The sequence below is a fragment of the Microbacterium sp. LS_15 genome (assembly GCF_041954735.1).
Taxonomy (GTDB): Bacteria; Actinomycetota; Actinomycetes; order Actinomycetales; family Microbacteriaceae; genus Microbacterium.
On record NZ_JAVAYD010000003.1, the window covers coordinates 140,258 to 161,469 of the forward strand.

The window sequence follows — 21,212 nt, forward strand, 5'->3', positions numbered from 1 at the left end:
TGTGGGAGAAGCGGGTGCTGCGGCATCCGATTCGATGAAAGGAAAGAGAATGGCACCGAAGAAGAAGGTGACCGGCCTGATCAAGCTTCAGATCAACGCCGGTGCAGCCAACCCGGCGCCGCCGATCGGCCCCGCGCTCGGTCAGCATGGCGTCAACATCATGGAGTTCTGCAAGGCGTACAACGCCGCGACCGAGTCGCAGCGCGGCAACGTCATCCCCGTCGAGATCACCGTCTACGAGGACCGCAGCTTCACCTTCGTCCTGAAGACCCCGCCCGCGGCGGAGCTCATCAAGAAGGCCGCCGGCGTGCAGAAGGCTTCGGCCACCCCGCACACCGTCAAGGTCGGCAAGATCACCAAGGACCAGGTCCGTCAGATCGCCGAGCAGAAGCAGGCCGACCTGAACGCGAACGACATCGAGGCCGCCTCGAAGATCATCGCCGGCACCGCCCGTTCCATGGGCATCACGGTCGAGGGCTGAGGGAGATAATCATGGCTACGAAGTCCAAGGCTTACCGCGCTGCCGCCGAGAAGATCGAGGCAGACCGTTTCTACACTCCCGCCGAGGCTGTCGCCCTGGCCAAGGAGACCGGCTCGTCGAAGTTCGACGCCACCGTCGAGGTCGCGCTGAAGCTCTCGGTCGACCCCCGCAAGGCAGACCAGATGGTGCGCGGCACCGTCATCCTGCCCCACGGCACCGGCAAGACCGCCCGCGTCATCGTGTTCGCCACCGGCCCCGCGGCCGAGGCGGCGATCGCTGCAGGCGCCGATGAGGTCGGCGGCGCCGAGCTCATCGAGAAGGTCGCCGGCGGCTGGACCGCGTTCGACGCGGCCGTCTCCACCCCGGAGCTCATGGGCCAGGTCGGTCGTCTCGGAAAGGTCCTGGGTCCGCGTGGACTCATGCCGAACCCGAAGACCGGCACGGTGACCCCGAACACGGCCAAGGCCGTCGAGGACATCAAGGGCGGAAAGATCGAGTTCCGCGTCGACAAGCACGCCAACGTGCACTTCGTCGTCGGCAAGGCCTCCTTCTCCACCGAGCAGCTGAACGAGAACATCGACGCAGCGCTCGAGGAGATCGTCCGCCTCAAGCCGTCGAGCTCGAAGGGCCGTTACATCCAGAAGGGCGCCGTGTCGACCACGTTCGGCCCCGGCATCCCGCTGGACGTCAACGCGATCTGACGCTCACGCGCTCACAGGAAGGCCCCCGCCCCGGCGGGGGCCTTCTTCGTCGCCTACACCATGGCGACATCCGACGTCATCCGACTGGGATGCCGGAGAGATCCCGCGTACTGTGGGTGAGTTCCGCGCACCACAGCATCCGCGCACCGCACCACCCCAGGAGGGTTCATCCATGTCCCGTCGCCTCATCGCCGTCACCGCGCTCGTCCTCGGCGCCGTCGCGCTCACCGCGTGCAGCGGCAGCACCGCGCCCGCCGAGAGCGGCTCCTCCTCGGAGGAGGGCTCGAACGATTTCGGCCTCGTGAAGGACGGCACGCTGACGGTCGCGACCGAGGGCACGTACCGCCCGTTCAGCTTCCACGGCGACGGCGGCACCGGCGACCTGACGGGCTACGACGTCGAGATCATCCAGGCCGTCGCCGACAAGCTCGACCTCGAGGTCGACTTCAAGGAGACGCAGTGGGATGCGATCTTCGCGGGTCTCGACGCCGGACGCTTCGACGTGATCGCCAACCAGGTCACCATCAACGACGACCGGAAAGCCTCCTACCTGTTCAGCGAACCGTACACGGTGTCGCCGGGTGTGATCGTGGTGGCCGAGGACGACGATTCGATCTCGTCCTTCGACGACCTGCAGGGCAAGACCACGGCCCAGTCGCTCACCAGCAACTGGAACGACCTCGCGAAGGAGTCGGGCGCGAACGTCGAGGGTGTCGAGGGGTGGGCGCAGGCCGTCGAGCTCCTTCGCCAGGGCCGCGTCGACGCGACCATCAACGACAAGCTCACGTTCCTCGACTACGAGAAGACGAACAGCCCGACCGGTCTGAAGATCGCGGCGGAGACCGAGGATGCCGGCGAGCAGGCCTTCGTGTTCACGAAGGACAAGAAGTCGCTCGTCGAGGCCGTGGACGCCGCCCTCGAGGAGCTGCGCGCCGACGGCACGCTCGCCGAGATCAGCGACAAGTACTTCGGCGCCGACGTCACCCAGTAACCCATGGAGAGCCCCTGGCAGCTGTTCCTCGACTCACTGGGACCGATCGCCCTCGCGGGGCTGACGGCCACGGTGCCGCTGGCGCTCGTCTCCTTCGTCATCGGTCTGCTCATCGCGGTCGGCGTGGCGCTCATGCGGATCTCGGTGAACCCGGTGGTATCCGGCATCGCCCGGTTCTACATCTCGGTGATCCGCGGAACGCCGATGCTCGTGCAGCTCTTCGTGATCTTCTACGGGATGCCGTCGATCGGCGTGACGATCGATCCATGGCCCAGCGCGATCATCGCGCTGTCGCTCAACGTCGGCGGCTACGGGGCCGAGGTGGTGCGGGCGGCGATCCTCTCGGTACCGAAGGGACAGTGGGAGGCCGCCTACACGGTCGGCATGAACCGCACGCGCACGCTGACGCGCGTCATCCTGCCGCAGGCTGCGCGGGTCTCGGTGCCGCCGCTGTCGAACACCTTCATCTCCCTGGTCAAGGACACCTCGCTCGCCTCGCTGATCCTCGTGACCGAGCTGTTCAAGGTCGCGCAGCAGATCGCGTCGACGACGTACCAGTTCATGGTGCTGTATCTCGCAGCGGCGCTGGTCTACTGGGTGTTCTGCCTCGTCCTGTCGTTCGGGCAGAGCGCACTGGAGAGGAGGCTCGATCGCCATGTCGCGCACTGACGGAACGGGTGGGGAGCTGCTCGCCGCTCGAGGGCTGCACAAGCGCTTCGGTGACAACGAGGTGCTGCGCGGGATCGATCTGAGGCTGCACCGCGGTGAGGTCGTCGTGCTGATCGGTCCCAGCGGGTCGGGCAAGACGACGGTGCTCCGCGCACTCAACGGACTCGAGACGCCGGATGCCGGAACGATCGAGGTCGCCGGCGGACCGCGGATCGACTTCGCCGACGCGGACGGCAGAGGCAGGCGGAAGCGGGCCCAGCAGCGCCTGGCTCTGCGCGACCGGTCGGCCATGGTGTTCCAGCACCACAACCTGTTCCCGCATCTCACGGTGCTCGAGAACGTCATCGAGGGACCCTGGCGGGTGCAGGGGAGGCCGAAGGCCGAGGTGATCGCCGAGGCGCGCACCCTGCTCGCGCGCGTGGGGCTCGCCGACAAGGAGAACGCCCGCCCGCACCAGCTCTCGGGCGGGCAGCAGCAGCGCGTCGGCATCGTCAGGGCGCTGGCCCTGCGGCCCGACCTGCTGCTCTTCGACGAGCCGACCAGTGCCCTCGACCCGGAGCTCGTGGGAGAGGTGCTGCTGGTCATCAAGGAACTCGCCGACGAAGGGTGGAGCATGGTGGTCGTCACGCACGAGCTGAGCTTCGCGCGCGAGGCAGCCGACCGGGTGCTGTTCATGGACGGCGGGGTCGTCGTCGAGGAGGGCGCCCCTCAGGACATCTTCGGCGCTCCGCGGCAGGAGCGCACGCAGCGGTTCCTGACCCGCATCCTGCGCCCGCTCGACGGGGAGTGAGCGCCCGAGACCGGACGCCCGAGATCTGACGCCCGGTGTCAGACGTGCGGCGTCAGGCGAACAGAGGCGCGACGAGACTGATCGCGAGCGCGATCATGACCACAGCGATGATCCCGTCGAGGATGCGCCACGAGCGCTCCGGGCGCAGCCAGCGACCGAGATAGCGCGCCCCGAAGCCCAGCGCGGTGAACCACAGGATGCTCGCGACGATCGCCCCGGCGGCGAACAGCCACCGGTCATCGCCGTGGGTGGCGGCGATCGATCCGAGCATGAGCACGGTGTCGAGGTACACGTGCGGGTTGAGCCAGGTGAGCGCGAGGACGGTCAGGAGTACCGGGGCGAGCGCGGTGCGCGTCGCGGTGGCTGTCGTCGCGCCGTCGGATGCGGCACCCGTCGTCGGCGCGTCGTCGACGCGCAGCTGTTCGCCGCCGCGGCAGGCACGGCGTGCGGCGAGGAGTCCGTAGCCGAGCAGGAACAGCGCGCCGGCCCAGCGTGCGACGTCGACGAGCCACGGTGCGGCCGAGATCACGACACCGAGGCCGGCGACCCCCGCGGCGATGAGGAGGGCGTCGGACAGCGCGCAGATCACCACGACCGGCAGCACGTGCTCGCGGCGGATGCCCTGGCGCAGCACGAAGACGTTCTGTGCGCCGATGGCGACGATGAGCGACAGGCCGAGTCCGAGACCCGAGAGGACCGAGAGCATGTCTTCACGCTAGGTGTCGGCGATCATGAGCACCAGCGAGGATTCCTTGTGAACCATTAGCGTGGCTGATGTGAGAATTGATCCGGAACTCGCCGCCACGGTCGCCGCCGTCGCCGACGAGGGCACCCTCGACGCGGCATCCCGCGTGCTGCGCATCACGCCGTCGGCCGTGAGTCAGCGATTGAAGAGCCTCGAGCAGCAGCTCGGCCGCGTTCTGGTCGTCCGTGCGAAGCCGGCCAGGCTCACGGAGGCGGGGGAGGCCGTCGTGCGGCTCGCCCGGCAGGCGGCGCTCCTCGAGCACGACGCGCTCGGCGGGCTGGGACTGGACGGCGGGATGGCTCGGCCGCGGATCCCGCTCGCGGTGAACGCCGACTCGATGGCGACGTGGTTCCTCGCCCCGCTGGCGCGTCTGTCGCGCACGCACGATATCGACGTCGACCTGCACCGCGACGACCAGAACTTCACCGCGCGGTTGCTGGAGTCGGGCACGGTCATGGCGGCGGTGACGAGCGAGGCGACGCCGGTGGCCGGGTGCTCGGTCTCGCCGCTCGGGGTGCTGGAGTACCGGGCGATGGCCGAGCCCCGCTACGCCGAGCGCTGGTTCCCGGACGGGGTGACCGGCGAGGCGCTCGCGACGGCGCCGTTCGTCGACTTCGACCGTCGAGACACGCTGCAGCACGAGTGGCTCGCGGCGAGGGGCGTGACCGCTCAGGGAGTTCCGCGGCACTACGTCCCGGCATCCCACGACTATGCGCTCGCCGTCCGGCTCGGGCTGGGGTGGGGGATGGTTCCGCGGCTGCAGGACGAGGGCGGACTCGTCGATCTCGGCGGTCCTCCGCTGCGGGTCGCTCTCTACTGGCAGCAGTGGAACCTCCGCTCCGAGCTGCTCGATGCGATCGCCGCCGAGGTGGCCGAGGAGGCACATCGCGTGCTCGCCCCCTGACGGACGTCTGCGATCCGTTCTGCGACAGGCCGTTGCATCCTCGATTGAATAGGTATTCAATCTGATGAACGGGCATGTGTCTTGTGGGAGCGGTTTCGTCGAGGCGCATGCAAGACGAAAGAGTGTGCAGGCATCGGTCTTTGAGGGAAGATCGTCCACCTCGTCCGCGCACTCTCGATTCCTGAGGGGGAAGAGACATGGTCACCACGGACACCAGGAGGACGGACAGCAGGAGGAAGGTTCTCGCCGTCCTCGCCGGAGGCGTCGTGCTGGGGGTGGGCGTCGGTGTGACGCTCGCCGCCTGGAACGACTCCGAGTTCGCCACCGGCACGTTCGGCGCCGGATCGTTCAACCTGGAGGGCTCGACCACGAGCGCCACCACCGGGTACGACGACCACAACATCGACAACGGCGATGCTGCGGCATCCCTCGTGTTCCAACTGCCCGCCGTCGCCGCGTCGATGTCGCCGGGCGACGTCGTCTACGCGCCGTTCTGGGTACGACTCGACGCCACGACGACGAACGCGGCGACCCTGGTCCCCGCCGGGATCACCGCCGGAACCGGCGGCAACGAGGCGAACCTGTCGTACACCGTCACCACCATCGGCGCCGCAGCGACCTGCGGGGCAGGGGCCACGGGAACCGTCGTCGCGTCCGGAGCGACGCTCAGCGCCCAGACCGGAGCGACATCGGTGCCGCTCGCTGAGGGAACCGCCCCCGGCACGGCCGGTGCACCCGTGCAGCTGTGCTTCGCCGTCACGGCGGGTGCTGCGCTGACCCAGGGCGCGACGGCGACCGCGACGTGGGAGTTCACAGCCACCTCCGTCTCAGACTGATCATGGCCGACACCCGCAGACGCATGCGGGAGAGGAAGCGACTGCGCTCCCGTCGAATCCGGGCCGTCCTCGCGGGCGGGCTCGTGTTCGGCGTCGGCGCGACGATGACCCTCGCCGCATGGAACGACTCCGAGTACGCGTCGTCGACGTTCACCGCCGGACGCTTCGACATCGTGGGCGCCACCGACGGGGCGACGTTCTCCAACCACGCCACCACCGGTGCCGCCGCGGCGCTCAGCTTCGCCGTCGCACCGACCGCCATGGTGCCCGGCACGACGACCTACGCGCTGTTCAGCGTCAAGACCGCCACCCCGTCGGCGGCGGGAACCCTGCAGCTCACCGCCGGCACACCCGGCGGCACCGGTCTCGCCACGTACCTCACGTACGGCGTGCGCCTCGTGCCGACGGCCACAACGCCGAGTCAGTCGTGCACGGCCGCGACCTACGCCGCGGCATCCGGCGCCTCGAGCGTGATCGTCGCAGACGGATCGCCGCTCACGGTCGGGGGAGCGGCCACGACGTCCGTGCCGCAGGTGGTCGCTGCGAACGGCGGCAACCAGCTCAACTACTGCGTCGCGGTGACGCTTCCGACGACCGTGGTCAACGCGGCGCAGGGGCTCACGATGACGCAGACGTGGCAGATCCAGGGCACGTCGTCGTAGCGGGACGGATCTCGAGGGCGACGCATGCAGATGGCGCGAGGAGAGGAGGGGAGATGAGCACACCGACCACTCGTCGGGAACGGCGCGAACGCTCGGCAGAGCGGATGGCCGAGGGCTCGGCCGCGGCGCCGACCGCACGCGAGCCCCGCGGCGTAGGTCGCTTCCTCGTCGACTCGGCGCTGTGGATCGCCGCCGCCGCGGGTGCGGTGTGCATCGCGCTGGTCGTGCTCGCCTTCGCGCTGCAGGTCACGCTCATCATGTTCCGCACCGGGTCGATGTCCCCGACGACCCCCGCCGGATCGGTCGCCGTCGTGCAGAGGGTGCCCGCGTCCGACGTGGTCGTCGGAGATGTCGTGACCGTCGACCGGCCGGGGGAACTGCCCATCACCCACCGGATCACCTCGGTCGCCGGCGGAGCCGCCGCAGACGAGCGCATCATCACGATGCGGGGCGATGCGAACGCCTCCGACGATCCGTTCCCGTACGCGGTCACCTCGGTGCGGCGCGTGCTCTTCTCGGTGCCGGGCGTGGCATCGGTCATCGCCGGCCTGGGCGATCCCCTCGTTCTGGCCGGGATCACGGTCGCGGCGACCGCGCTCGTCGTCTGGGCGTTCTGGCCGCGGAGGCGGCGTGAGCGAGGGCGGGAATGACGACCTCCCGGGCGGCGGCCGGCGCGGGGCTCGCCGTCGCGCTCGCCGCGGGAGCTGCTCTCGCCGCGGCGCCGGCCTGGGCGGCGCCGAGCACGGAGGTCGTGCAGGGCTCCGTGCTGCGGATCGTCTCCGTCGCCGACTGGGCCGAGGCCGCGAACCTGCTCCCCGGCGAATCGGTGGTGTGGGACGTGGCGGTCAGCGCGGACGCCGATGTCGACCCCGGGACCGTGACGCTCGCCGTGAGTGCGACCGGCGCGGCGCCCCTGCTCCTCGATGCGGAGCTCTGTCTGCAGCCCTGGACCGACGGTGCCTGCCCGGGTGGCGCCACGGTGCTCGCGACATCGTGGACCATCCCGCGCGACGGCAGCGAGGCCGTGCTCGTCGATTTCCCGTCGACGCAGACCGCGCACCTGCGCCTGCGCGTGGCCATGGGCGGCGATGACGACGGGCCGGGTTTCACCGACGTGCGCGTCTCGGCCCGTGGGGTCGGCGACGCGGTCGTCGCCGACGCGGGCGGCGGGCTGCCGACCCTCCCGACCACCGGCGGAACGGCGCCCGTGGGGATGCTCGTCGGCGGGATCGTGCTGGTCGGCGCCGGGGCGGTGCTGCTCGCGGGGCGCATCCGGCGGCGGGGGCGTGGCCGGCGGGATGCGCGGAGTGATCGGGCTTCGCAGGATGCGCGGGGTGCGCTGGATTCGCGGGGCGCGCGGGGTGCGCCGGATTCGCGGGATGAGGGCCGGGATGCGGAGGTAGCGCCGTGACCGCGCGAGCTCGTGCATCACGGCGGCGGCTGCTCGCCGGCATCCTCGGCGTGAGCGTCCTCGCGGGGGCGAGCGCGCTCGGGGGCACGCAGCAGGTCGACGCCCGTTTCACCGACCTCGAGTACGCGGCCTCCAGCACGTTCACGTCGTTCACGGTGCCGCCGGCGACCATCACCGCGTGCACGATCACGAACAACGCGCTCGGCATCTTCCAGGGCGTGACGCTCGTGTGGACGTCGATCTACCCGGCCAGCGGGGTGCGACTGACGCTCACGCAGGGGGCGACCACGGCGGTCGTCCCGGCATCGAACATCAGCACCTCCGGTCCGTCGAGCGGGGTCTACACGCACACTGCGGTGCTGTCGCAGACGCTGCTCAGCAGCCTGATCACCAACCTGCTCGGCAGTACCACGACGCTGACCGTCAACAACCTCCTGGCCGGAACGGCCTGGGTATCGGTCGGCGTCTCGCGACAGCTCTCGATGACGCTCGCCGGGCTCGGCGCGACCTGCACCTGACGTCGGTGCGCGGCCGAGCTCAGTCGGCGAGTGCCAGGGCGCGGAACGCGTCGCGCTCGCGCAGGTGCTCCCGGCGGCTGGTCGTGGCGACCGGCAACCTGCGGGGGACCTGCTGACCGGTCGTCCGCCGGTACAGCTCGTCGATGAGTTCGGTGGCGAGGCCGACGAGCTTGGCGATCTCGCGGTCGTCTCGGTCGATCCAGACGCAGCGGGGCTCGTCGTGCACCGGGGCGAAGTCGACGTGCTCCTCCCATACGAACAGGGTGCGCTCGGCGCCCAGCACGTGCTGCTGCCACCACACCTGACGCAGGTAGGTGCGGGGGATGCCGCGGAAGGCCTTGTTGGTCGTCTTGATCTCGGCGAGCTCGATGCGCCCGGCCGTGTCGACCGCGATGCCGTCGGGGGTGGCGAGATGACGGTGCTCGACCTCGGCGCGGAACAGCGCGGACGAGGGGAGGATGCCGTGCGTCGCCGCGACCCAGGCCGCGATCTCCGGCTCGCGCCGGCGGCCGTGGTCGGTGTAGGCGTTGCCGCCGAAGCGCGGACCGCCGCCCAGCTTGGAGTCGGCGGCGCGGGCGATGGAGTTCGCGCTCGTGAGCCCGGCGACGTCGGTGGCGGTGATCCCGCGCGATCTCGCGCGCATCCAGGCGACGCGGTCGCGGGAGTCCGCAACGATGCGCGCTTGGAGTTCCGGGGTCACCTCACGAGCCTAACCCCGGCTGCCGACCCGCGCCGCCGTACACGCCGTCCGCGGCATCCCCCTGCTGTTCCGTCCTCCCGTCCTCTCCTGTCCCGTCCCGAACCCGCGTTCGCCGAGACCCACCTCCTCCGTCCGCACCCACCGAGCACACCGTCGCGCGCCGCGGGTCTCGGCGTCCGTGTGAGGGAGAGCGGACGGGGAGGCGTCGGGAATCGCGACGGGATTTGGGAGGCGCGCGCACGTGAGGTAGAGTGGGGGTAACCGAAGACCGCTGGTCATCGTGCGTGTGCGAACACGAACGATCGAAGCTCTGCTCAGCAGGGGCCCGCGCAGGACACGAACTCTCCGAAGCTCCGTGCGCTTGCGCCGGAGCTTTTCTGTTGCACGCGGTCGAGGTCGGTGCCTCACCGCCGTGAGGCGCCTCGTACACACCAAGGAGTGACCATGGCGCAGAAGGATGCATCGGTCGCCGAGCTCACGAAGTCATTCGAGGACTCGACTGCCGTTCTGCTGACCGAGTACCGCGGTCTGACGGTTGCCCAGCTCAAGCAGCTGCGCAACAGCATCCGTCAGGACGCTGAGTACGCCGTGGTGAAGAACACGCTGACCAAGATCGCCGCCAACAAGGCCGGCATCACCGCACTGGACGACGACCTCAAGGGTCCGTCGGCCGTCGCGTTCGTGCACGGTGACTTCGTCGCCACTGCCAAGGCTCTTCGTGACTTCGCCAAGGCCAACCCGCTTCTCGTGATCAAGGCCGGCATCTTCGAGGGCAACGCCCTCACCGCCGACGAGGTCAACAAGTACGCCTCGCTCGAGAGCCGTGAGGTTCTGCTGGCGAAGGCTGCGGGCATGATGAAGGCGACGATGGGCAAGGCTGCCGCCACCATCGACGCGCTTCGCGAAAAGCTCGAGACCGCCGAGGCCGCGTAAGCGTCCGACGTTCTCGTACAACAACCCCATCTATCTAGGAGATACATCATGGCGAAGCTTTCCACCGAGGAGCTGCTCGAGCAGTTCGCTGGCCTGACCCTCGTCGAGCTCAACGACTTCGTGAAGGCGTTCGAGGAGAAGTTCGAGGTCACCGCTGCCGCACCCGTCGCCGTTGCCGGCGCCGGCGGCGCCGGCGCCGCGGAAGAGGTCGAGGAGAAGGACTCCTTCGACGTCATCCTCGAGGCTGCAGGCGACAAGAAGATCCAGGTCATCAAGGCCGTCCGCGAGCTCACCTCGCTCGGCCTCGGCGAGGCCAAGGCTGTCGTCGACGGCGCTCCCAAGGCCGTCCTCGAGGGCGCGAACAAGGAGACCGCCGAGAAGGCGAAGGCCACTCTCGAAGAGGCCGGCGCGACGGTCACCCTCAAGTAATCCCGTCCGGGTCGAGGTGCTCGCACCTCCTCCCGAACGTCTGCGAAGGCCCCGGGTCGCCCCGGGGCCTTCGTGCGTCTGCGCTCGGGTTCCGACGCCGCTGGCGGCCGGTTCAGCGCGGCGCGGCGGTCGAGCTGCGCACCACCAGCACGGATGCCGTCACGCACCGCTCGAGCGGCGAATCAGGCTCCTCCATCTGACGCTGCAGCAGACGCACGGCCTCGTGACCCTGTTCGCGTGGTGACTGCTTGATGGTGGAGAGCGCGAACATCTCGGCGTGCTGATGGTCGTCGATCCCGACGACGCTGAGTTCGGTCGGCACTGCGATCCCGAGTCGTCGCGCGGCGATCATGGCTCCGATCGCTGTCTCGTCGCAGACCCCCACGACGGCGCTGGGGCGTGCGCGCCGGTCGCCGAGCAGTTCGACGGCGGCCGCATATCCGCCGGGCATCGTGGGCGGCGAGTCTGCGATACGTGCGCGCTCGGACAGTCCTGCGGCGCTGAGCGCTTCGCGGTACCCGTCGATGCGTCGTGCGTCACCGAAGCTCAGCCGGCCGGGATCGTTCGAGCCTCCGACGAAGGCGATGTCCGTGTGACCGAGGTCGATGAGGTGCTCCGTCGCGATACGACCTGCGGCGACGTCGTCGATCGACACGGCGCTGGACCCCTCGCTGTACGGCCCGACGCTCACGAGAGGCCGCTCCGACCGGTGGAGCCGCTCCAGCTCCTGCGCGCTGGGCTGAATGCCGACGGCGATGATCCCGTCGAAGCGGCGCCCGGGCAGCACGGTGTCGAACAGCCGCTCGCGCGTCTCGCTGCCCTCGCGGATGCCGTACAGCGCCAGTTCGTAGTCGAGGGCGAACAGGGACTCCTGGATGCCGTCGAGCAGCTCGGCGAAGAACCAGCGGTCGACGGGGGGCATGATGACGCCGACGGTCTGCGTGCGACCGGTGGCGAGGCTGGTGGCGGAGGAGTGGGCCACGTAGGCGAGCTCGTCCGCGGCGTTCGACACCCGCCGTCTCGTCTCCTCGGAGACGTAGCCGCGACCGGTGAGGGCGCGGCTGGCGGTGGCCTTGGACACACCGGCACGCGCCGCGACGTCAGCGATCGTGCTCATCGGTCCTCCTCGACCCGGGCCTGTGCTCACATCAGCGTGCGCGGATGACATGGTAGCTCGTCGGGCGCGTGAAGGGAACCGGTTCCATACAATCGTCCCGGGAGCGCTCCCATGCGAGCGGGGGCCCCGTGCGGAATGGTTGCAAGCTTGTGATGATCGTGTGTTGTGCCGCGGAGCGGGGCGCCGGTATGTTTGCGTGGAATCGGTTCCCGATCTGCGCCGAGGGGCGGCGCGATCAACCGGGAGTCGTGAAACTCGAAGAGGAGAATTCACATGGGTCTGTCACAGCGTTCTCGGCGTTACGCGCCGATCGCCCTCCTGGGTGTCGCGGGCATCGCGCTCGCGGGCTGCGGTGCTCCCGGCGCACCGGGCGGCGGCAGCGGCGGCGACGGCGGCGGAGACAACACCGTCACGATCTACGGCACGATCGTCGACTCCGAGGCCGAACTCCTCCAGGAGTCCTGGAAGGACTGGGCCGAGGAGAATGACATCACGATCAAGTACGAGGGCAGTCAGGACTTCGAGACGCAGCTCGGCACCCGTGCCCAGGGCGGCAACCCGCCGGACATCGCGATCTTCCCGCAGCCGGGTCTGTTCGCCGACTTCGCGAACCGCGACTACCTGAAGCCCGCGCCCGAAGAGGTCGAGAAGAACGCCAACGAGTACTGGACCGAGGACTGGGTGAACTACGGCACCGTCGACGGTACCTTCTACGGGGCGCCGCTCATGGCGAACGTCAAGGGCTGGATCTGGTACTCGCCGGCGAAGTTCGCGGAGTGGGGCGTCGAGGTCCCGACGACCCTCGACGAGATGCAGGCCCTCACGGAGACGATCCAGTCGAAGATCGGCGGGCCCGCCTGGTGCGCCGGCTTCGAATCCGGCACCGCGACCGGCTGGCCCGGAACCGACTGGGTCGAGGACTACGTGCTGCGTCAGGCGGGCCCCGACGTGTACGACCAGTGGGTGGACAACGAGATCCCGTTCACCGACCCGCAGATCAAGACCGCCTTCGACTCGGTGGGATCGATCCTGCTCAACCCGTCGAACGTGAACGCGGGATTCGGCGACGTGCGCTCCATCAACTCGACCGCTTTCGGCGACGTGGCTCCGGCTCTGGCCGGGGGGACGTGCGCGCTGACGCACCAGGCCTCGTTCCTGTCGGGCTTCTTCCCGGAGGGCACCGAGATCGCCGAGGACGGCGACGTGTGGGCGTTCATGCTCCCGGGTGAGTCCGCTGACGACAAGGCCGTCACCGGTGCCGGTGAGATCGTCGGGGCGTTCACCGACAAGGAGGCCACGCAGAAGGTCCTCGCGTACCTGTCGAGCCCCGAGTGGGCCAACAGCCGCGTGAGCCTCGGCGGCGTCACCTCGGCCAACAACGGCCTCGACCCGGCGAACGCGAAGGACCCGATCCTCCAGGAGACCATCAAGATCCTCCAGGACCCGGACACCACCTTCCGCTTCGACGCGAGCGACCTGATGCCCGGTGCCGTCGGCGCTGGCACGTTCTGGAAGGGGATCGTGGCCTGGGTCAACGGCACCTCGACCGACGAGGTCCTGACGCAGATCGAGACCGGCTGGCCGTCCAGCTGATCGGATGAGGAGGGTCGCCCCCTTTTCTCGGGGCGGCCCTCCTTCTGATCCCGTGGCCCGCACATCGACGTGCGGGCATGATCCGCACGCGTCATGAAGGGGAATCCGTGAACGCGACAGCATTCTTCCAGTGGATCGGGACTCTTCCTCCGATCCTTCAAGCAGTGGTCGTGGTCATCGCCTTCGCGGTGGTCGTGGCCGTCATCCTCCTCCTCGTGGACGTCGCTCCGCGCCGAGGGGCGATCTACACGTGGGTGCGGCTGGCGATGTGCCTGCTCATCCCGCTCGCCGTGATGTTCTTCTTCAGTTCCTACTACTGGGCGATGGGTGTCGCCGTGCTGGTCGGAGCGGTGTTCTTCTTCCTGGACTACCGGTCCCGCGACGGGGCGGGGTACCTGATCCAGCTCGTGGCCTTCATGGCCCCGGCGATGCTCCTGCTGCTCGTCGGCCTCATCCTCCCGTCGATCCAGACGATGTACGCGTCGTTCCTGAACTCGTCGGGCAAGGACTTCGTCGGGTTCGCGAACTACACGTGGATCTTCACCCAGTCCGACGGGATCACCTCGGTCGTCAACTCGATCATCTGGGTGCTGCTCGTGCCGACCGTGTCGACCATCGTCGGTCTCGCCTACGCCGTCTTCATCGACCGCACCCGCGGCGAGAAGATCTACAAGGTGCTCGTGTTCATGCCGATGGCGATCTCGTTCGTCGGCGCGAGCATCATCTGGCGGTTCATGTACGAGTACCGCGGCGGCGACTTCAAGCAGATCGGTCTGCTCAACCAGATCCTCGTCTGGTTCGGCGGCACGCCGCAGCAGTGGCTGCTCAACGAGCCGTGGAACAACCTGTTCCTCATCGTCGTGCTCATCTGGGTGCAGACCGGTTTCGCGATGGTTGTGCTCTCGGCGTCCATCAAGGGCGTGCCTGCCGAGCTGCTGGAAGCGGCCGAGCTCGACGGTGCGAACGCGTGGCAGCGGTTTCGCTCGGTCACGGTCCCGTCGATCCGTCCGGCGCTCATCGTGGTTCTCACGACGATCTCCATCGCCTCGCTGAAGGTGTTCGACATCGTCCGCACCATGACCGCGGGAAACTACGGCACCTCGGTGCTGGCGAACGAGATGTACACGCAGTTCTCGAAGTTCGAGGCAGGTCGCAGCGCGGCGCTGTCGGTCATCCTCTTCGTCCTCGTGCTGCCGATCGTCATCTACAACGCCAGACAGATCAAGAAGCAGCGGGAGGTGCGATGATGAGCGACACTCTGAAGACCGAGACACCGGCCTCCACCCGCGCGATCACGACGGGCGGCGGATTCGACGCAGCGGCGGGACGCGCGCGCAAGCGCCTCTCGCGTCCGTGGGCGTCGGTCGGGTCCATCGTCATCGCGGTGCTGTGGACCATCCCGACGCTGGGGCTGTTCATCTCGTCGTTCCGTCCCCGCGACCAGATCCAGTCCAGTGGTTGGTGGGAGTTCTTCACCAACCCGCAGGTGACGTTCGACAACTACGTGCAGGTGCTGCAGTCGGGCACCACGCAGCTGACGATCCTCGAGTCGTTCATCAACTCGATCGCGATCACGATCCCCGCGACCGTGATCCCGCTGATGATCGCGGCGATGGCGGCGTACGCCTTCGCCTGGATCGACTTCAAGGGCCGCAACGCGCTGTTCATCTTCGTGTTCGCGCTGCAGATCGTGCCGATCCAGATGGCCCTGGTGCCGCTGCTCAGCTCGTTCTCACGGGGTATCAACCTGTTCGGTCTGCAGGTCACGCTACCGCTCGACGCATCGCAGGGCTATGCGCAGGTGTGGTTCGCGCACTCGATGTTCGCGCTGCCGCTCGCGATCTACCTGTTGCACAACTTCATGTCGGAGATCCCGGGTGAGATCATCGAGGCCGCACGCGTCGACGGCGCTTCGCGCGGACAGATCTTCTTCCGCGTGGTGCTCCCGCTCACGATGCCGGCGATCGCGTCTGTCGCGATCTTCCAGTTCCTGTGGGTCTGGAACGACCTGCTCGTGGCCCTCGTCTTCGCCGACGGCGCCGCGGCGCCGATCACGAAGCTGCTGGCCGAGATCACCGGAACGCGCGGCAACGACTGGTACCTGCTCACCGCAGGCGCCTTCGTGTCGATCATCATCCCGCTCATCGTGTTCTTCGCGCTGCAGCGCTACTTCGTGCGAGGCCTGCTGGCGGGCTCCACGAAGGGCTGACGTGCGACGACGCAAACGTCGATGACAGATGCCGCGACCGGGCGCAACACGGCCCCGGTCGCGGCATCCTCACGTCTACCCTGAAGACATGAAGTATGCGGACTCGGTCGTCGACCTCATCGGCGACACGCCCCTCGTGAAGCTCCAGCGTGTCACGGAGGGCATCGAGTGCACCGTGCTGGTGAAGCTGGAGTACCTCAACCCCGGCGGGTCCGCGAAGGATCGCATCGCCTCGCGGATCGTCGACGCGGCCGAGGCCTCGGGCGAGCTGAAGCCGGGCGGCACGATCGTCGAGCCCACGAGCGGCAACACGGGAGTGGGGCTCGCGCTCGTCGCGCAACAGCGAGGGTACTCGTGCGTCTTCGTCGTGCCGGACAAAGTCGGCGAGGACAAGATCGACGTGCTGCGAGCCTACGGCGCGGAGGTCGTCGTGACGCCCACCTCGGTCGCCGCCGACAGTCCGGAGTCGTACTACAGCGTCAGCGACCGGCTGGCGCGGGAGATCCCCGGCGCGTTCAAGCCCAACCAGTACGAGAACCCGAACGGTCCACGCAGCCACTACGAGACCACGGGGCCGGAGATCTGGCGCGACACCGACGGCGAGATCACGCACTTCGTCGCAGGCGTGGGCACCGGCGGAACGATCACAGGCACAGGTCGATTCCTGCGCGAGGTCTCCGGCGGCCGGGTGCGCATCGTCGGCGTCGACCCCGAGGGCAGCGTCTACAGCGGCGGCACCGGCCGCCCGTACCTCGTCGAGGGTGTGGGCGAGGACATCTGGCCCGGTGCGTACGACCCGGCCGTCCCGCACGAGATCGTCGCGGTCGACGACGCGGAGGCCTTCGCGATGACGCGGCGCCTCGCCCGCGAGGAGGGAATCCTCGTCGGCGGATCCAGCGGCATGGCGGTCGTGGGTGCGTTGCGCGTCGCCCGCGCGCTGCCGGCCGAGGCGGTCATGGTGGTGCTGCTGCCCGACGGCGGGCGCGGATACCTGAGCAAGATCTTCAACGACGGATGGATGCGCTCCTACGGGTTCAGCGACGTCGAGGAGGGCGAGACGGTCGCCGATGTGCTCGCGGCCCGCGCGACGCGACAGGGGGAGAGCATCCCCGACCTCGTGCACGCGCACCCCACCGACACCGTGCTCGAGGCCATCGGCCTGCTCACCGAATACGAGGTGTCGCAGCTCGTCGTGCTCAGCGCCGAGCCTCCCGTGATGATGGGCGAAGTCGTCGGGACCGTCGACGAGAAGGGCCTGCTCGACCTGCTCTTCCGCGGTGAGGCGAAGGCGACGGATGCCGTGGGCGAACACGTCGGGGAGAGGCTGCCGCTCATCGGCATCCACGCTCCCATCGCGCAGGCGCGCGCCGCGCTCGCCGACGCCGACGCGCTGCTCGTGACCGAGGGCGGCCGCCCGCACACCGTGCTCACGCGGCAGGATCTGCTGTCGTACCTGTCGCGCTGACGCCGGGCGTAACGGGACGGCCGGCACCCCGACCGCCGACGTAGGCTGAGGGCATGTCCGAGCACTCCTTCGCCACGCGAGCCATCCACGCCGGCCAGGCGCCCGACCCGACGACCGGCGCGATCATCCCGCCGATCTATCAGTCCTCCACGCACGTGCAGGACGGCATCGGCGAGTTCCGGGATGGGTACGAGTACAACCGGTCGGCCAACCCCACGCGCTCCTCGCTCGAGACGCAGCTCGCCGCCCTCGAGGGCGGAACGCGCGCGCTCTCCTTCGCCTCGGGCCTCGCCGCCGAGGACGCGCTGCTGCGCGGCATCCTCGCACCCGGCGACCACGTCGTGCTCGGCAACGACGTGTACGGCGGCACCTACCGGCTCTTCGCGAAGGTGCTGGCCAAGTGGGGCATCGTCTCGAGCATCGTCGAGCTCTCCGATGCGGACGCCGTGCGCGCGGCGATCCGCCCTGAGACGAAGGTCGTGTGGGTCGAGACGCCCAGCAACCCGCTGCTCAAGGTCGTCGACATCGCACTCATCGCGGAGATCGCGCACGCCGCCGGCGCCATCGCGGTGGTCGACAACACCTTCGCCTCGCCGGCGCTGCAGCAGCCCCTGTCGCTCGGCGCCGACGTCGTCGTGCACTCCACGACGAAGTACCTCGGCGGACACTCCGACGTGCTCGGCGGTGCCGTGATCTTCGGCGACGACCGCTTCGTCGACGACGTGAAGTTCCAGCAGTTCGCGGTCGGCGCGGTCTCGGCGCCCCTCGACGCCTGGCTCACGACGCGCGGCATCAAGACCCTCGCCGTGCGCATGCGCCAGCACACGGAGAACGCGCGGGCCGTGGCCGAGTGGGCCGCGGAGCGTCCCGAGTTCGCGCAGGTCTACTACCCGGGTCTCGCCTCCCACGCGGGGCACGACATCGCCGCGCGGCAGATGAGCGGATTCGGCGGGATGCTGTCGCTCGGCCTCGCGGCGGGAGCCGACGCGGCCAAGGCCTTCGCGGAGTCGACGGAGCTCTTCGCGCTCGCGGAGTCGCTGGGCGGCGTCGAGTCGCTGATCGGGTACCCGCCGGACATGACGCACGCCTCGGTACGCGGCACGGAGCTCGCCGTGCCCGAGAACATCGTGCGGCTCTCGGTGGGGATCGAGGACGCGGGCGACCTGATCGCCGACCTCGAACAGGGACTCGCGCGCATCGCGCGCTGAGTCGTCGGGCGGCGGCCGGGGAGCGCAGGGAGTAGCATGGATGCTTCGCTCGAATCGTTTCGAGCAGCTCCCCCTCGACCCGGAAGAACCTGTGTCTGACGCGCCCCGCACCGATTCGGTGCCGACCACTCCCACCCCCGAGCGCACCGCGACCGGCAGCATCCGCGTGCCGTCCGCGACCGGCGCCATCCGCACGCTGGGGTCGAACCCCGCGACCGCGCCCATCATGCTGCACCCCGGCGACTCGATCTCGAACGGGCGCCGGACGCTGTACATCGTGCTGCTCGGTGCGCTGACCGCTCTGGGCCCGTTCACGATCGACCTCTACCTGCCGGCGTTCCCGGTGCTGGAGGAGGACTTCCAGACCACGGCGGCGGCCGTGCAGCTCACCCTCACGGGCACGATGATAGGATTCGCGCTCGGCCAACTCGTCGTCGGACCGCTCAGCGACAAGGTCGGCCGCCGCATCCCGCTCATCGCGGTGACCGCGCTGCACGTGCTCGCGAGCATCGCTGCGGCGTTCGCTCCGACGCTGCCGCTGCTGGGCGGCGCGCGCGTGCTGATGGGTGTGGGCGCTGCGGCAGGCGGCGTCGTCGCGATGGCGATCGTGCGCGACCTGTTCGGCGGGCGCCGGCTCGTCGTGATGCTCTCGCGCCTCGCGCTCGTCTCGGGCGTGGCACCCGTCGCCGCACCGCTCATCGGCTCCTGGCTGCTGACGCTCATGCCGTGGCAGGGAATCTTCATCGTCCTGGCGCTGTACGGCGTCGTCATGCTCGTCTCGGCGCTCATCTTCGTGCCCGAGACGCTGCCCGTCGCCCGGCGCCAGGAGAAGGGCGGAGCGACTGTCCTGCAGCGCTATCGTTCGGTGTTCTCCGACCGGGTGTTCATCGGCGTGCTGATCATCGGCGGCATGACGTTCTCCGGACTCTTCTCGTATCTGTCGGCTTCGCCGTTCCTCTTCCAGCAGACCCACGGCCTCGATGCGCAGCAGTACGGTCTGCTCTTCGCCGTGAACTCGCTCGGAGTCGTGCTCGGGGTGCAGACGGCCTCCCGTCTCGCCGCGCGCTTCGGGCCGCAATGGGTGATGGCGTACTCGACCGCGGTGCTGTTGCTCGCGGGCGCGGCGATCATCGTGACCGACCAGCTCCGCCTCGGCCTCTGGGGTACGGTCGTGCCGCTCTTCTTCTTCATGACGGCGTGCGGTTTCACGTTCCCGAACGTCCAGGTGCTCGCCCTCGACCGTCACGGCAAGGCGGCCGGAACCGCGGCATCGGTGATCGGGGCCACGAACTTCGGTGTCGCCGGACTGATCTCTCCGATCGTCGGGTGGATCTCGAAGGGCGCGGGGATCACCGCGACGACCATGGCATCCGTCATGGTCGGATGCGCTGCGATCGCCGTCCTATCGCTCTGGCTCATCGTGCGGCCACGGAGCGTCGGCATGCTCGCTCCCTGAACCTTCGGGATTCACCCGGCAGAATGGTCCGATGAGATCACGAACGCTGTTGTGGTGGGGAATCGGGTTGCTGGCGGCGGCGGCGGCCCTCGGTGCGGTGATCGTGTTCGGCTACACCGAGCCTCCGGGGTTCGACAGCTGGTGGAACAGCGAGATCGTCGAGAACCGCGCCGACTGGATGCTCACGGGCGCCCTGGTGCTCGACCACATCGGCGGGGGATGGGTGGCGATCCTCGCGGTGCCGCTGCTCGTGATCATCGCGCTGCTCCTGGCTCGACGCTGGCGCGGCGCTGTCTTCGCGGCCGTGGCGTTCCTCGCAAGCGCCGCACTCGTGCAGCTGCTGAAGAACCTCTTCGGGCGTGCTCGTCCGGAGGACATGATCGTGGTGAGCGATTTCGGGTCTTTCCCCTCCGGTCACACCGCCAACGCCGCGACGATCGCGATCGTGCTCTACCTGCTCTTCCCGCGGCTGTGGGTCGCGATCGTCGGCGCCCTCTGGATCGTGGCCATGGCGCTGTCGCGCACGTTGCTCTCGGTGCATTGGGCGACCGACACGGTCGGCGGAGCGCTCGTCGGCTCCAGTGCAGTGCTGCTCGTCGCCGCCATCATGCTGCCGTGGGCGCGAACGACGTCGAAGCGCATCCCGAGCCGGATAGGCTGACCACGTCCCCCAGCACTCATCGAGGAGTCGTCGTGTCCCGCATCCGCCCGTATCGTCCCTCCGATCGCGCCGCCCTGTACGAGGTGTGCGTGAAGACGGCGGATGCCGGGGAGGACGCGACCGGCATCTTCTCGGACGACGCGCTGTGGGGCGACCTCTTCGCCGTGCCGTACGCCGAGCGGCACCCGGATCTCGCGTGGGTCGTCGAAGCCGATGACGAGCGAGTGATCGGCTACATCGTCGCGACCGACGACACGGAGGCGTTCCAGGCCTGGTTCCGCGACGAATGGTGGCCTGCGCTGACGGCCAAGTACCCGCGGACGGACGAGCCCTCCACCCGCGAGGAGAAGATGGTCGAGTACGGCTACCGACAGGCGCCTGGCACCAATGCGTTGGCCGCCGACTACCCCGCGCACCTGCACGTCGACCTGCTGCCCGAGACGCAGGGCCAGGGTCTCGGCCGGCGACTCATCGAGACGCTGTTCGGCGAGCTCAGCCGCCGCGGAGTTCCGGCCCTGCACCTCGGAATGGACCCCAAGAACACCGGCGCCGCCGCCTTCTACGAGCGCCTCGGCATGACGCCGCTCCCCGCAGAGCCGGGCGGCCAGAGCTACGGCGTGACGTTCGCGCGATAGCTGCAGCGGGCGAAGACGTCCCAGGCGCCCCGTCTCGTGGGCCCCTCCGCCGTGCGGCGGTGACAGCGCGACTGCGCTTTTCGCTGCGCTCAGGGCTC

Annotated in this window: 24 protein-coding genes; 21 read left to right on the forward strand and 3 right to left on the reverse strand. The window is 69.0% G+C overall.

Features of this window, described 5'->3' with window-relative positions; all coding sequences use genetic code 11:
• The first annotated feature begins 49 nt into the window (after positions 1-49).
• The 5 genes from rplK (at position 50) to RAC69_RS06520 (ending at position 3,632) form a co-directional block, all read left to right on the forward strand.
• A complete protein-coding gene (gene rplK, locus RAC69_RS06500) occupies positions 50-481 on the forward strand; it encodes a 50S ribosomal protein L11 (protein ID WP_025102337.1) in 432 nt (143 codons plus the stop codon).
• An 11-nt stretch (positions 482-492) separates the two neighbouring features.
• Positions 493-1,182: a 50S ribosomal protein L1 gene (gene rplA, locus RAC69_RS06505; RefSeq protein ID WP_096715141.1), complete on the forward strand. Its 690-nt coding sequence runs from the start codon at positions 493-495 to the stop codon at positions 1,180-1,182.
• 172 nt (positions 1,183-1,354) lie between these two features.
• Positions 1,355-2,173: a transporter substrate-binding domain-containing protein gene (locus RAC69_RS06510; RefSeq protein ID WP_375085973.1), complete on the forward strand. Its 819-nt coding sequence runs from the start codon at positions 1,355-1,357 to the stop codon at positions 2,171-2,173.
• A 3-nt stretch (positions 2,174-2,176) separates the two neighbouring features.
• On the forward strand, positions 2,177-2,842 hold the full coding sequence (locus RAC69_RS06515; RefSeq protein WP_375085975.1) for an amino acid ABC transporter permease: 666 nt from the start codon (positions 2,177-2,179) through the stop codon (positions 2,840-2,842).
• Positions 2,829-3,632, forward strand: coding sequence for an amino acid ABC transporter ATP-binding protein (locus RAC69_RS06520; RefSeq protein WP_375085976.1), 804 nt, complete (start codon positions 2,829-2,831; stop codon positions 3,630-3,632). The genes RAC69_RS06515 and RAC69_RS06520 overlap by 14 nt, the downstream gene beginning before the upstream one ends.
• A 52-nt stretch (positions 3,633-3,684) precedes the next feature.
• Here RAC69_RS06520 and RAC69_RS06525 read toward each other — a convergent pair whose 3' ends face one another.
• Complete coding sequence (locus RAC69_RS06525; RefSeq protein ID WP_375085977.1) at positions 3,685-4,338, reverse strand: LysE/ArgO family amino acid transporter; 654 nt, start codon at positions 4,336-4,338, stop codon at positions 3,685-3,687.
• 70 nt (positions 4,339-4,408) lie between these two features.
• Between RAC69_RS06525 and RAC69_RS06530 the strand changes: the two genes are divergently transcribed.
• The 6 genes from RAC69_RS06530 (at position 4,409) to RAC69_RS06555 (ending at position 8,708) form a co-directional block, all read left to right on the forward strand.
• Complete coding sequence (locus tag RAC69_RS06530; RefSeq protein WP_375085979.1) at positions 4,409-5,281, forward strand: LysR family transcriptional regulator ArgP; 873 nt, start codon at positions 4,409-4,411, stop codon at positions 5,279-5,281.
• Between the two features lie 197 nt (positions 5,282-5,478).
• The gene (locus tag RAC69_RS06535; RefSeq protein ID WP_375085980.1) at positions 5,479-6,117 is read left to right on the forward strand and encodes a SipW-dependent-type signal peptide-containing protein; all 639 of its coding nucleotides are present in this window, start codon (positions 5,479-5,481) and stop codon (positions 6,115-6,117) included.
• A gap of 2 nt (positions 6,118-6,119) precedes the next feature.
• On the forward strand, positions 6,120-6,779 hold the full coding sequence (locus RAC69_RS06540; RefSeq protein WP_375085981.1) for a SipW-dependent-type signal peptide-containing protein: 660 nt from the start codon (positions 6,120-6,122) through the stop codon (positions 6,777-6,779).
• 53 nt (positions 6,780-6,832) lie between these two features.
• Positions 6,833-7,429: a S26 family signal peptidase gene (locus RAC69_RS06545; protein ID WP_375085983.1), complete on the forward strand. Its 597-nt coding sequence runs from the start codon at positions 6,833-6,835 to the stop codon at positions 7,427-7,429.
• Positions 7,426-8,190 (forward strand): LPXTG cell wall anchor domain-containing protein, encoded by a 765-nt coding sequence (locus tag RAC69_RS06550; RefSeq protein WP_375085984.1) that lies wholly within the window; start codon positions 7,426-7,428, stop codon positions 8,188-8,190. The genes RAC69_RS06545 and RAC69_RS06550 overlap by 4 nt, the downstream gene beginning before the upstream one ends.
• Entirely contained in the window at positions 8,187-8,708 is a 522-nt protein-coding gene (locus RAC69_RS06555; protein WP_375085986.1) for a hypothetical protein, read from the forward strand. The genes RAC69_RS06550 and RAC69_RS06555 overlap by 4 nt, the downstream gene beginning before the upstream one ends.
• A gap of 19 nt (positions 8,709-8,727) precedes the next feature.
• On the opposite strand, the gene RAC69_RS06560 is transcribed toward RAC69_RS06555, so the two are convergent.
• Positions 8,728-9,408 (reverse strand): YqaJ viral recombinase family protein, encoded by a 681-nt coding sequence (locus RAC69_RS06560; protein WP_375085987.1) that lies wholly within the window; start codon positions 9,406-9,408, stop codon positions 8,728-8,730.
• Between the two features lie 444 nt (positions 9,409-9,852).
• Here RAC69_RS06560 and rplJ point away from each other — a divergent pair, with 444 nt between their 5' ends.
• Both rplJ and rplL read left to right on the forward strand, forming a co-directional pair.
• Entirely contained in the window at positions 9,853-10,341 is a 489-nt protein-coding gene (gene rplJ / locus RAC69_RS06565; protein ID WP_375085988.1) for a 50S ribosomal protein L10, read from the forward strand.
• 48 nt (positions 10,342-10,389) lie between these two features.
• On the forward strand, positions 10,390-10,770 hold the full coding sequence (gene rplL / locus RAC69_RS06570; RefSeq protein ID WP_096715155.1) for a 50S ribosomal protein L7/L12: 381 nt from the start codon (positions 10,390-10,392) through the stop codon (positions 10,768-10,770).
• A gap of 112 nt (positions 10,771-10,882) precedes the next feature.
• Here the strand turns inward: rplL and RAC69_RS06575 are convergent, their stop codons facing one another.
• Positions 10,883-11,887, reverse strand: coding sequence for a LacI family DNA-binding transcriptional regulator (locus RAC69_RS06575; protein ID WP_375085989.1), 1,005 nt, complete (start codon positions 11,885-11,887; stop codon positions 10,883-10,885).
• A 273-nt stretch (positions 11,888-12,160) separates the two neighbouring features.
• Between RAC69_RS06575 and RAC69_RS06580 the strand changes: the two genes are divergently transcribed.
• The 8 genes from RAC69_RS06580 (at position 12,161) to RAC69_RS06615 (ending at position 21,114) form a co-directional block, all read left to right on the forward strand.
• A complete protein-coding gene (locus RAC69_RS06580; RefSeq protein ID WP_375085991.1) occupies positions 12,161-13,480 on the forward strand; it encodes an ABC transporter substrate-binding protein in 1,320 nt (439 codons plus the stop codon).
• 107 nt (positions 13,481-13,587) lie between these two features.
• On the forward strand, positions 13,588-14,727 hold the full coding sequence (locus RAC69_RS06585; protein WP_375085993.1) for a carbohydrate ABC transporter permease: 1,140 nt from the start codon (positions 13,588-13,590) through the stop codon (positions 14,725-14,727).
• A complete protein-coding gene (locus RAC69_RS06590) occupies positions 14,727-15,689 on the forward strand; it encodes a carbohydrate ABC transporter permease (protein WP_375085995.1) in 963 nt (320 codons plus the stop codon). The genes RAC69_RS06585 and RAC69_RS06590 overlap by 1 nt, the downstream gene beginning before the upstream one ends.
• Positions 15,690-15,777: 88 nt before the next feature.
• Positions 15,778-17,154, forward strand: a complete 1,377-nt coding sequence (locus RAC69_RS06595) for a cystathionine beta-synthase (protein WP_375085996.1) — start codon at positions 15,778-15,780, stop codon at positions 17,152-17,154.
• A 53-nt stretch (positions 17,155-17,207) separates the two neighbouring features.
• Entirely contained in the window at positions 17,208-18,362 is a 1,155-nt protein-coding gene (locus tag RAC69_RS06600; protein ID WP_375085997.1) for a cystathionine gamma-synthase, read from the forward strand.
• Between the two features lie 91 nt (positions 18,363-18,453).
• A complete protein-coding gene (locus RAC69_RS06605) occupies positions 18,454-19,818 on the forward strand; it encodes a multidrug effflux MFS transporter (protein ID WP_375085999.1) in 1,365 nt (454 codons plus the stop codon).
• Between the two features lie 31 nt (positions 19,819-19,849).
• Positions 19,850-20,479: a phosphatase PAP2 family protein gene (locus tag RAC69_RS06610; protein WP_375086001.1), complete on the forward strand. Its 630-nt coding sequence runs from the start codon at positions 19,850-19,852 to the stop codon at positions 20,477-20,479.
• Between the two features lie 32 nt (positions 20,480-20,511).
• Positions 20,512-21,114: a GNAT family N-acetyltransferase gene (locus tag RAC69_RS06615; protein ID WP_375086002.1), complete on the forward strand. Its 603-nt coding sequence runs from the start codon at positions 20,512-20,514 to the stop codon at positions 21,112-21,114.
• The last annotated feature ends 98 nt before the right edge of the window (positions 21,115-21,212 follow it).

Excerpts from the sequence above, each read along its gene's own strand:
- rplK (WP_025102337.1), top strand. The coding sequence starts at position 50 with ATGGCACCGAAGAAGAAGGTGACCGGCCTGATCAAGCTTCAGATCAAC.
- rplA (WP_096715141.1), top strand. The coding sequence starts at position 493 with ATGGCTACGAAGTCCAAGGCTTACCGCGCTGCCGCCGAGAAGATCGAG.
- RAC69_RS06510 (WP_375085973.1), top strand. The coding sequence starts at position 1,355 with ATGTCCCGTCGCCTCATCGCCGTCACCGCGCTCGTCCTCGGCGCCGTC.
- RAC69_RS06515 (WP_375085975.1), top strand. The coding sequence starts at position 2,177 with ATGGAGAGCCCCTGGCAGCTGTTCCTCGACTCACTGGGACCGATCGCC.
- RAC69_RS06520 (WP_375085976.1), top strand. The coding sequence starts at position 2,829 with ATGTCGCGCACTGACGGAACGGGTGGGGAGCTGCTCGCCGCTCGAGGG.
- RAC69_RS06525 (WP_375085977.1), bottom strand. The coding sequence starts at position 4,338 with ATGCTCTCGGTCCTCTCGGGTCTCGGACTCGGCCTGTCGCTCATCGTC.
- RAC69_RS06535 (WP_375085980.1), top strand. The coding sequence starts at position 5,479 with ATGGTCACCACGGACACCAGGAGGACGGACAGCAGGAGGAAGGTTCTC.
- RAC69_RS06540 (WP_375085981.1), top strand. The coding sequence starts at position 6,120 with ATGGCCGACACCCGCAGACGCATGCGGGAGAGGAAGCGACTGCGCTCC.
- RAC69_RS06545 (WP_375085983.1), top strand. The coding sequence starts at position 6,833 with ATGAGCACACCGACCACTCGTCGGGAACGGCGCGAACGCTCGGCAGAG.
- RAC69_RS06550 (WP_375085984.1), top strand. The coding sequence starts at position 7,426 with ATGACGACCTCCCGGGCGGCGGCCGGCGCGGGGCTCGCCGTCGCGCTC.
- rplJ (WP_375085988.1), top strand. The coding sequence starts at position 9,853 with ATGGCGCAGAAGGATGCATCGGTCGCCGAGCTCACGAAGTCATTCGAG.
- rplL (WP_096715155.1), top strand. The coding sequence starts at position 10,390 with ATGGCGAAGCTTTCCACCGAGGAGCTGCTCGAGCAGTTCGCTGGCCTG.
- RAC69_RS06575 (WP_375085989.1), bottom strand. The coding sequence starts at position 11,887 with ATGAGCACGATCGCTGACGTCGCGGCGCGTGCCGGTGTGTCCAAGGCC.
- RAC69_RS06580 (WP_375085991.1), top strand. The coding sequence starts at position 12,161 with ATGGGTCTGTCACAGCGTTCTCGGCGTTACGCGCCGATCGCCCTCCTG.
- RAC69_RS06590 (WP_375085995.1), top strand. The coding sequence starts at position 14,727 with ATGAGCGACACTCTGAAGACCGAGACACCGGCCTCCACCCGCGCGATC.
- RAC69_RS06595 (WP_375085996.1), top strand. The coding sequence starts at position 15,778 with ATGAAGTATGCGGACTCGGTCGTCGACCTCATCGGCGACACGCCCCTC.
- RAC69_RS06600 (WP_375085997.1), top strand. The coding sequence starts at position 17,208 with ATGTCCGAGCACTCCTTCGCCACGCGAGCCATCCACGCCGGCCAGGCG.
- RAC69_RS06610 (WP_375086001.1), top strand. The coding sequence starts at position 19,850 with ATGAGATCACGAACGCTGTTGTGGTGGGGAATCGGGTTGCTGGCGGCG.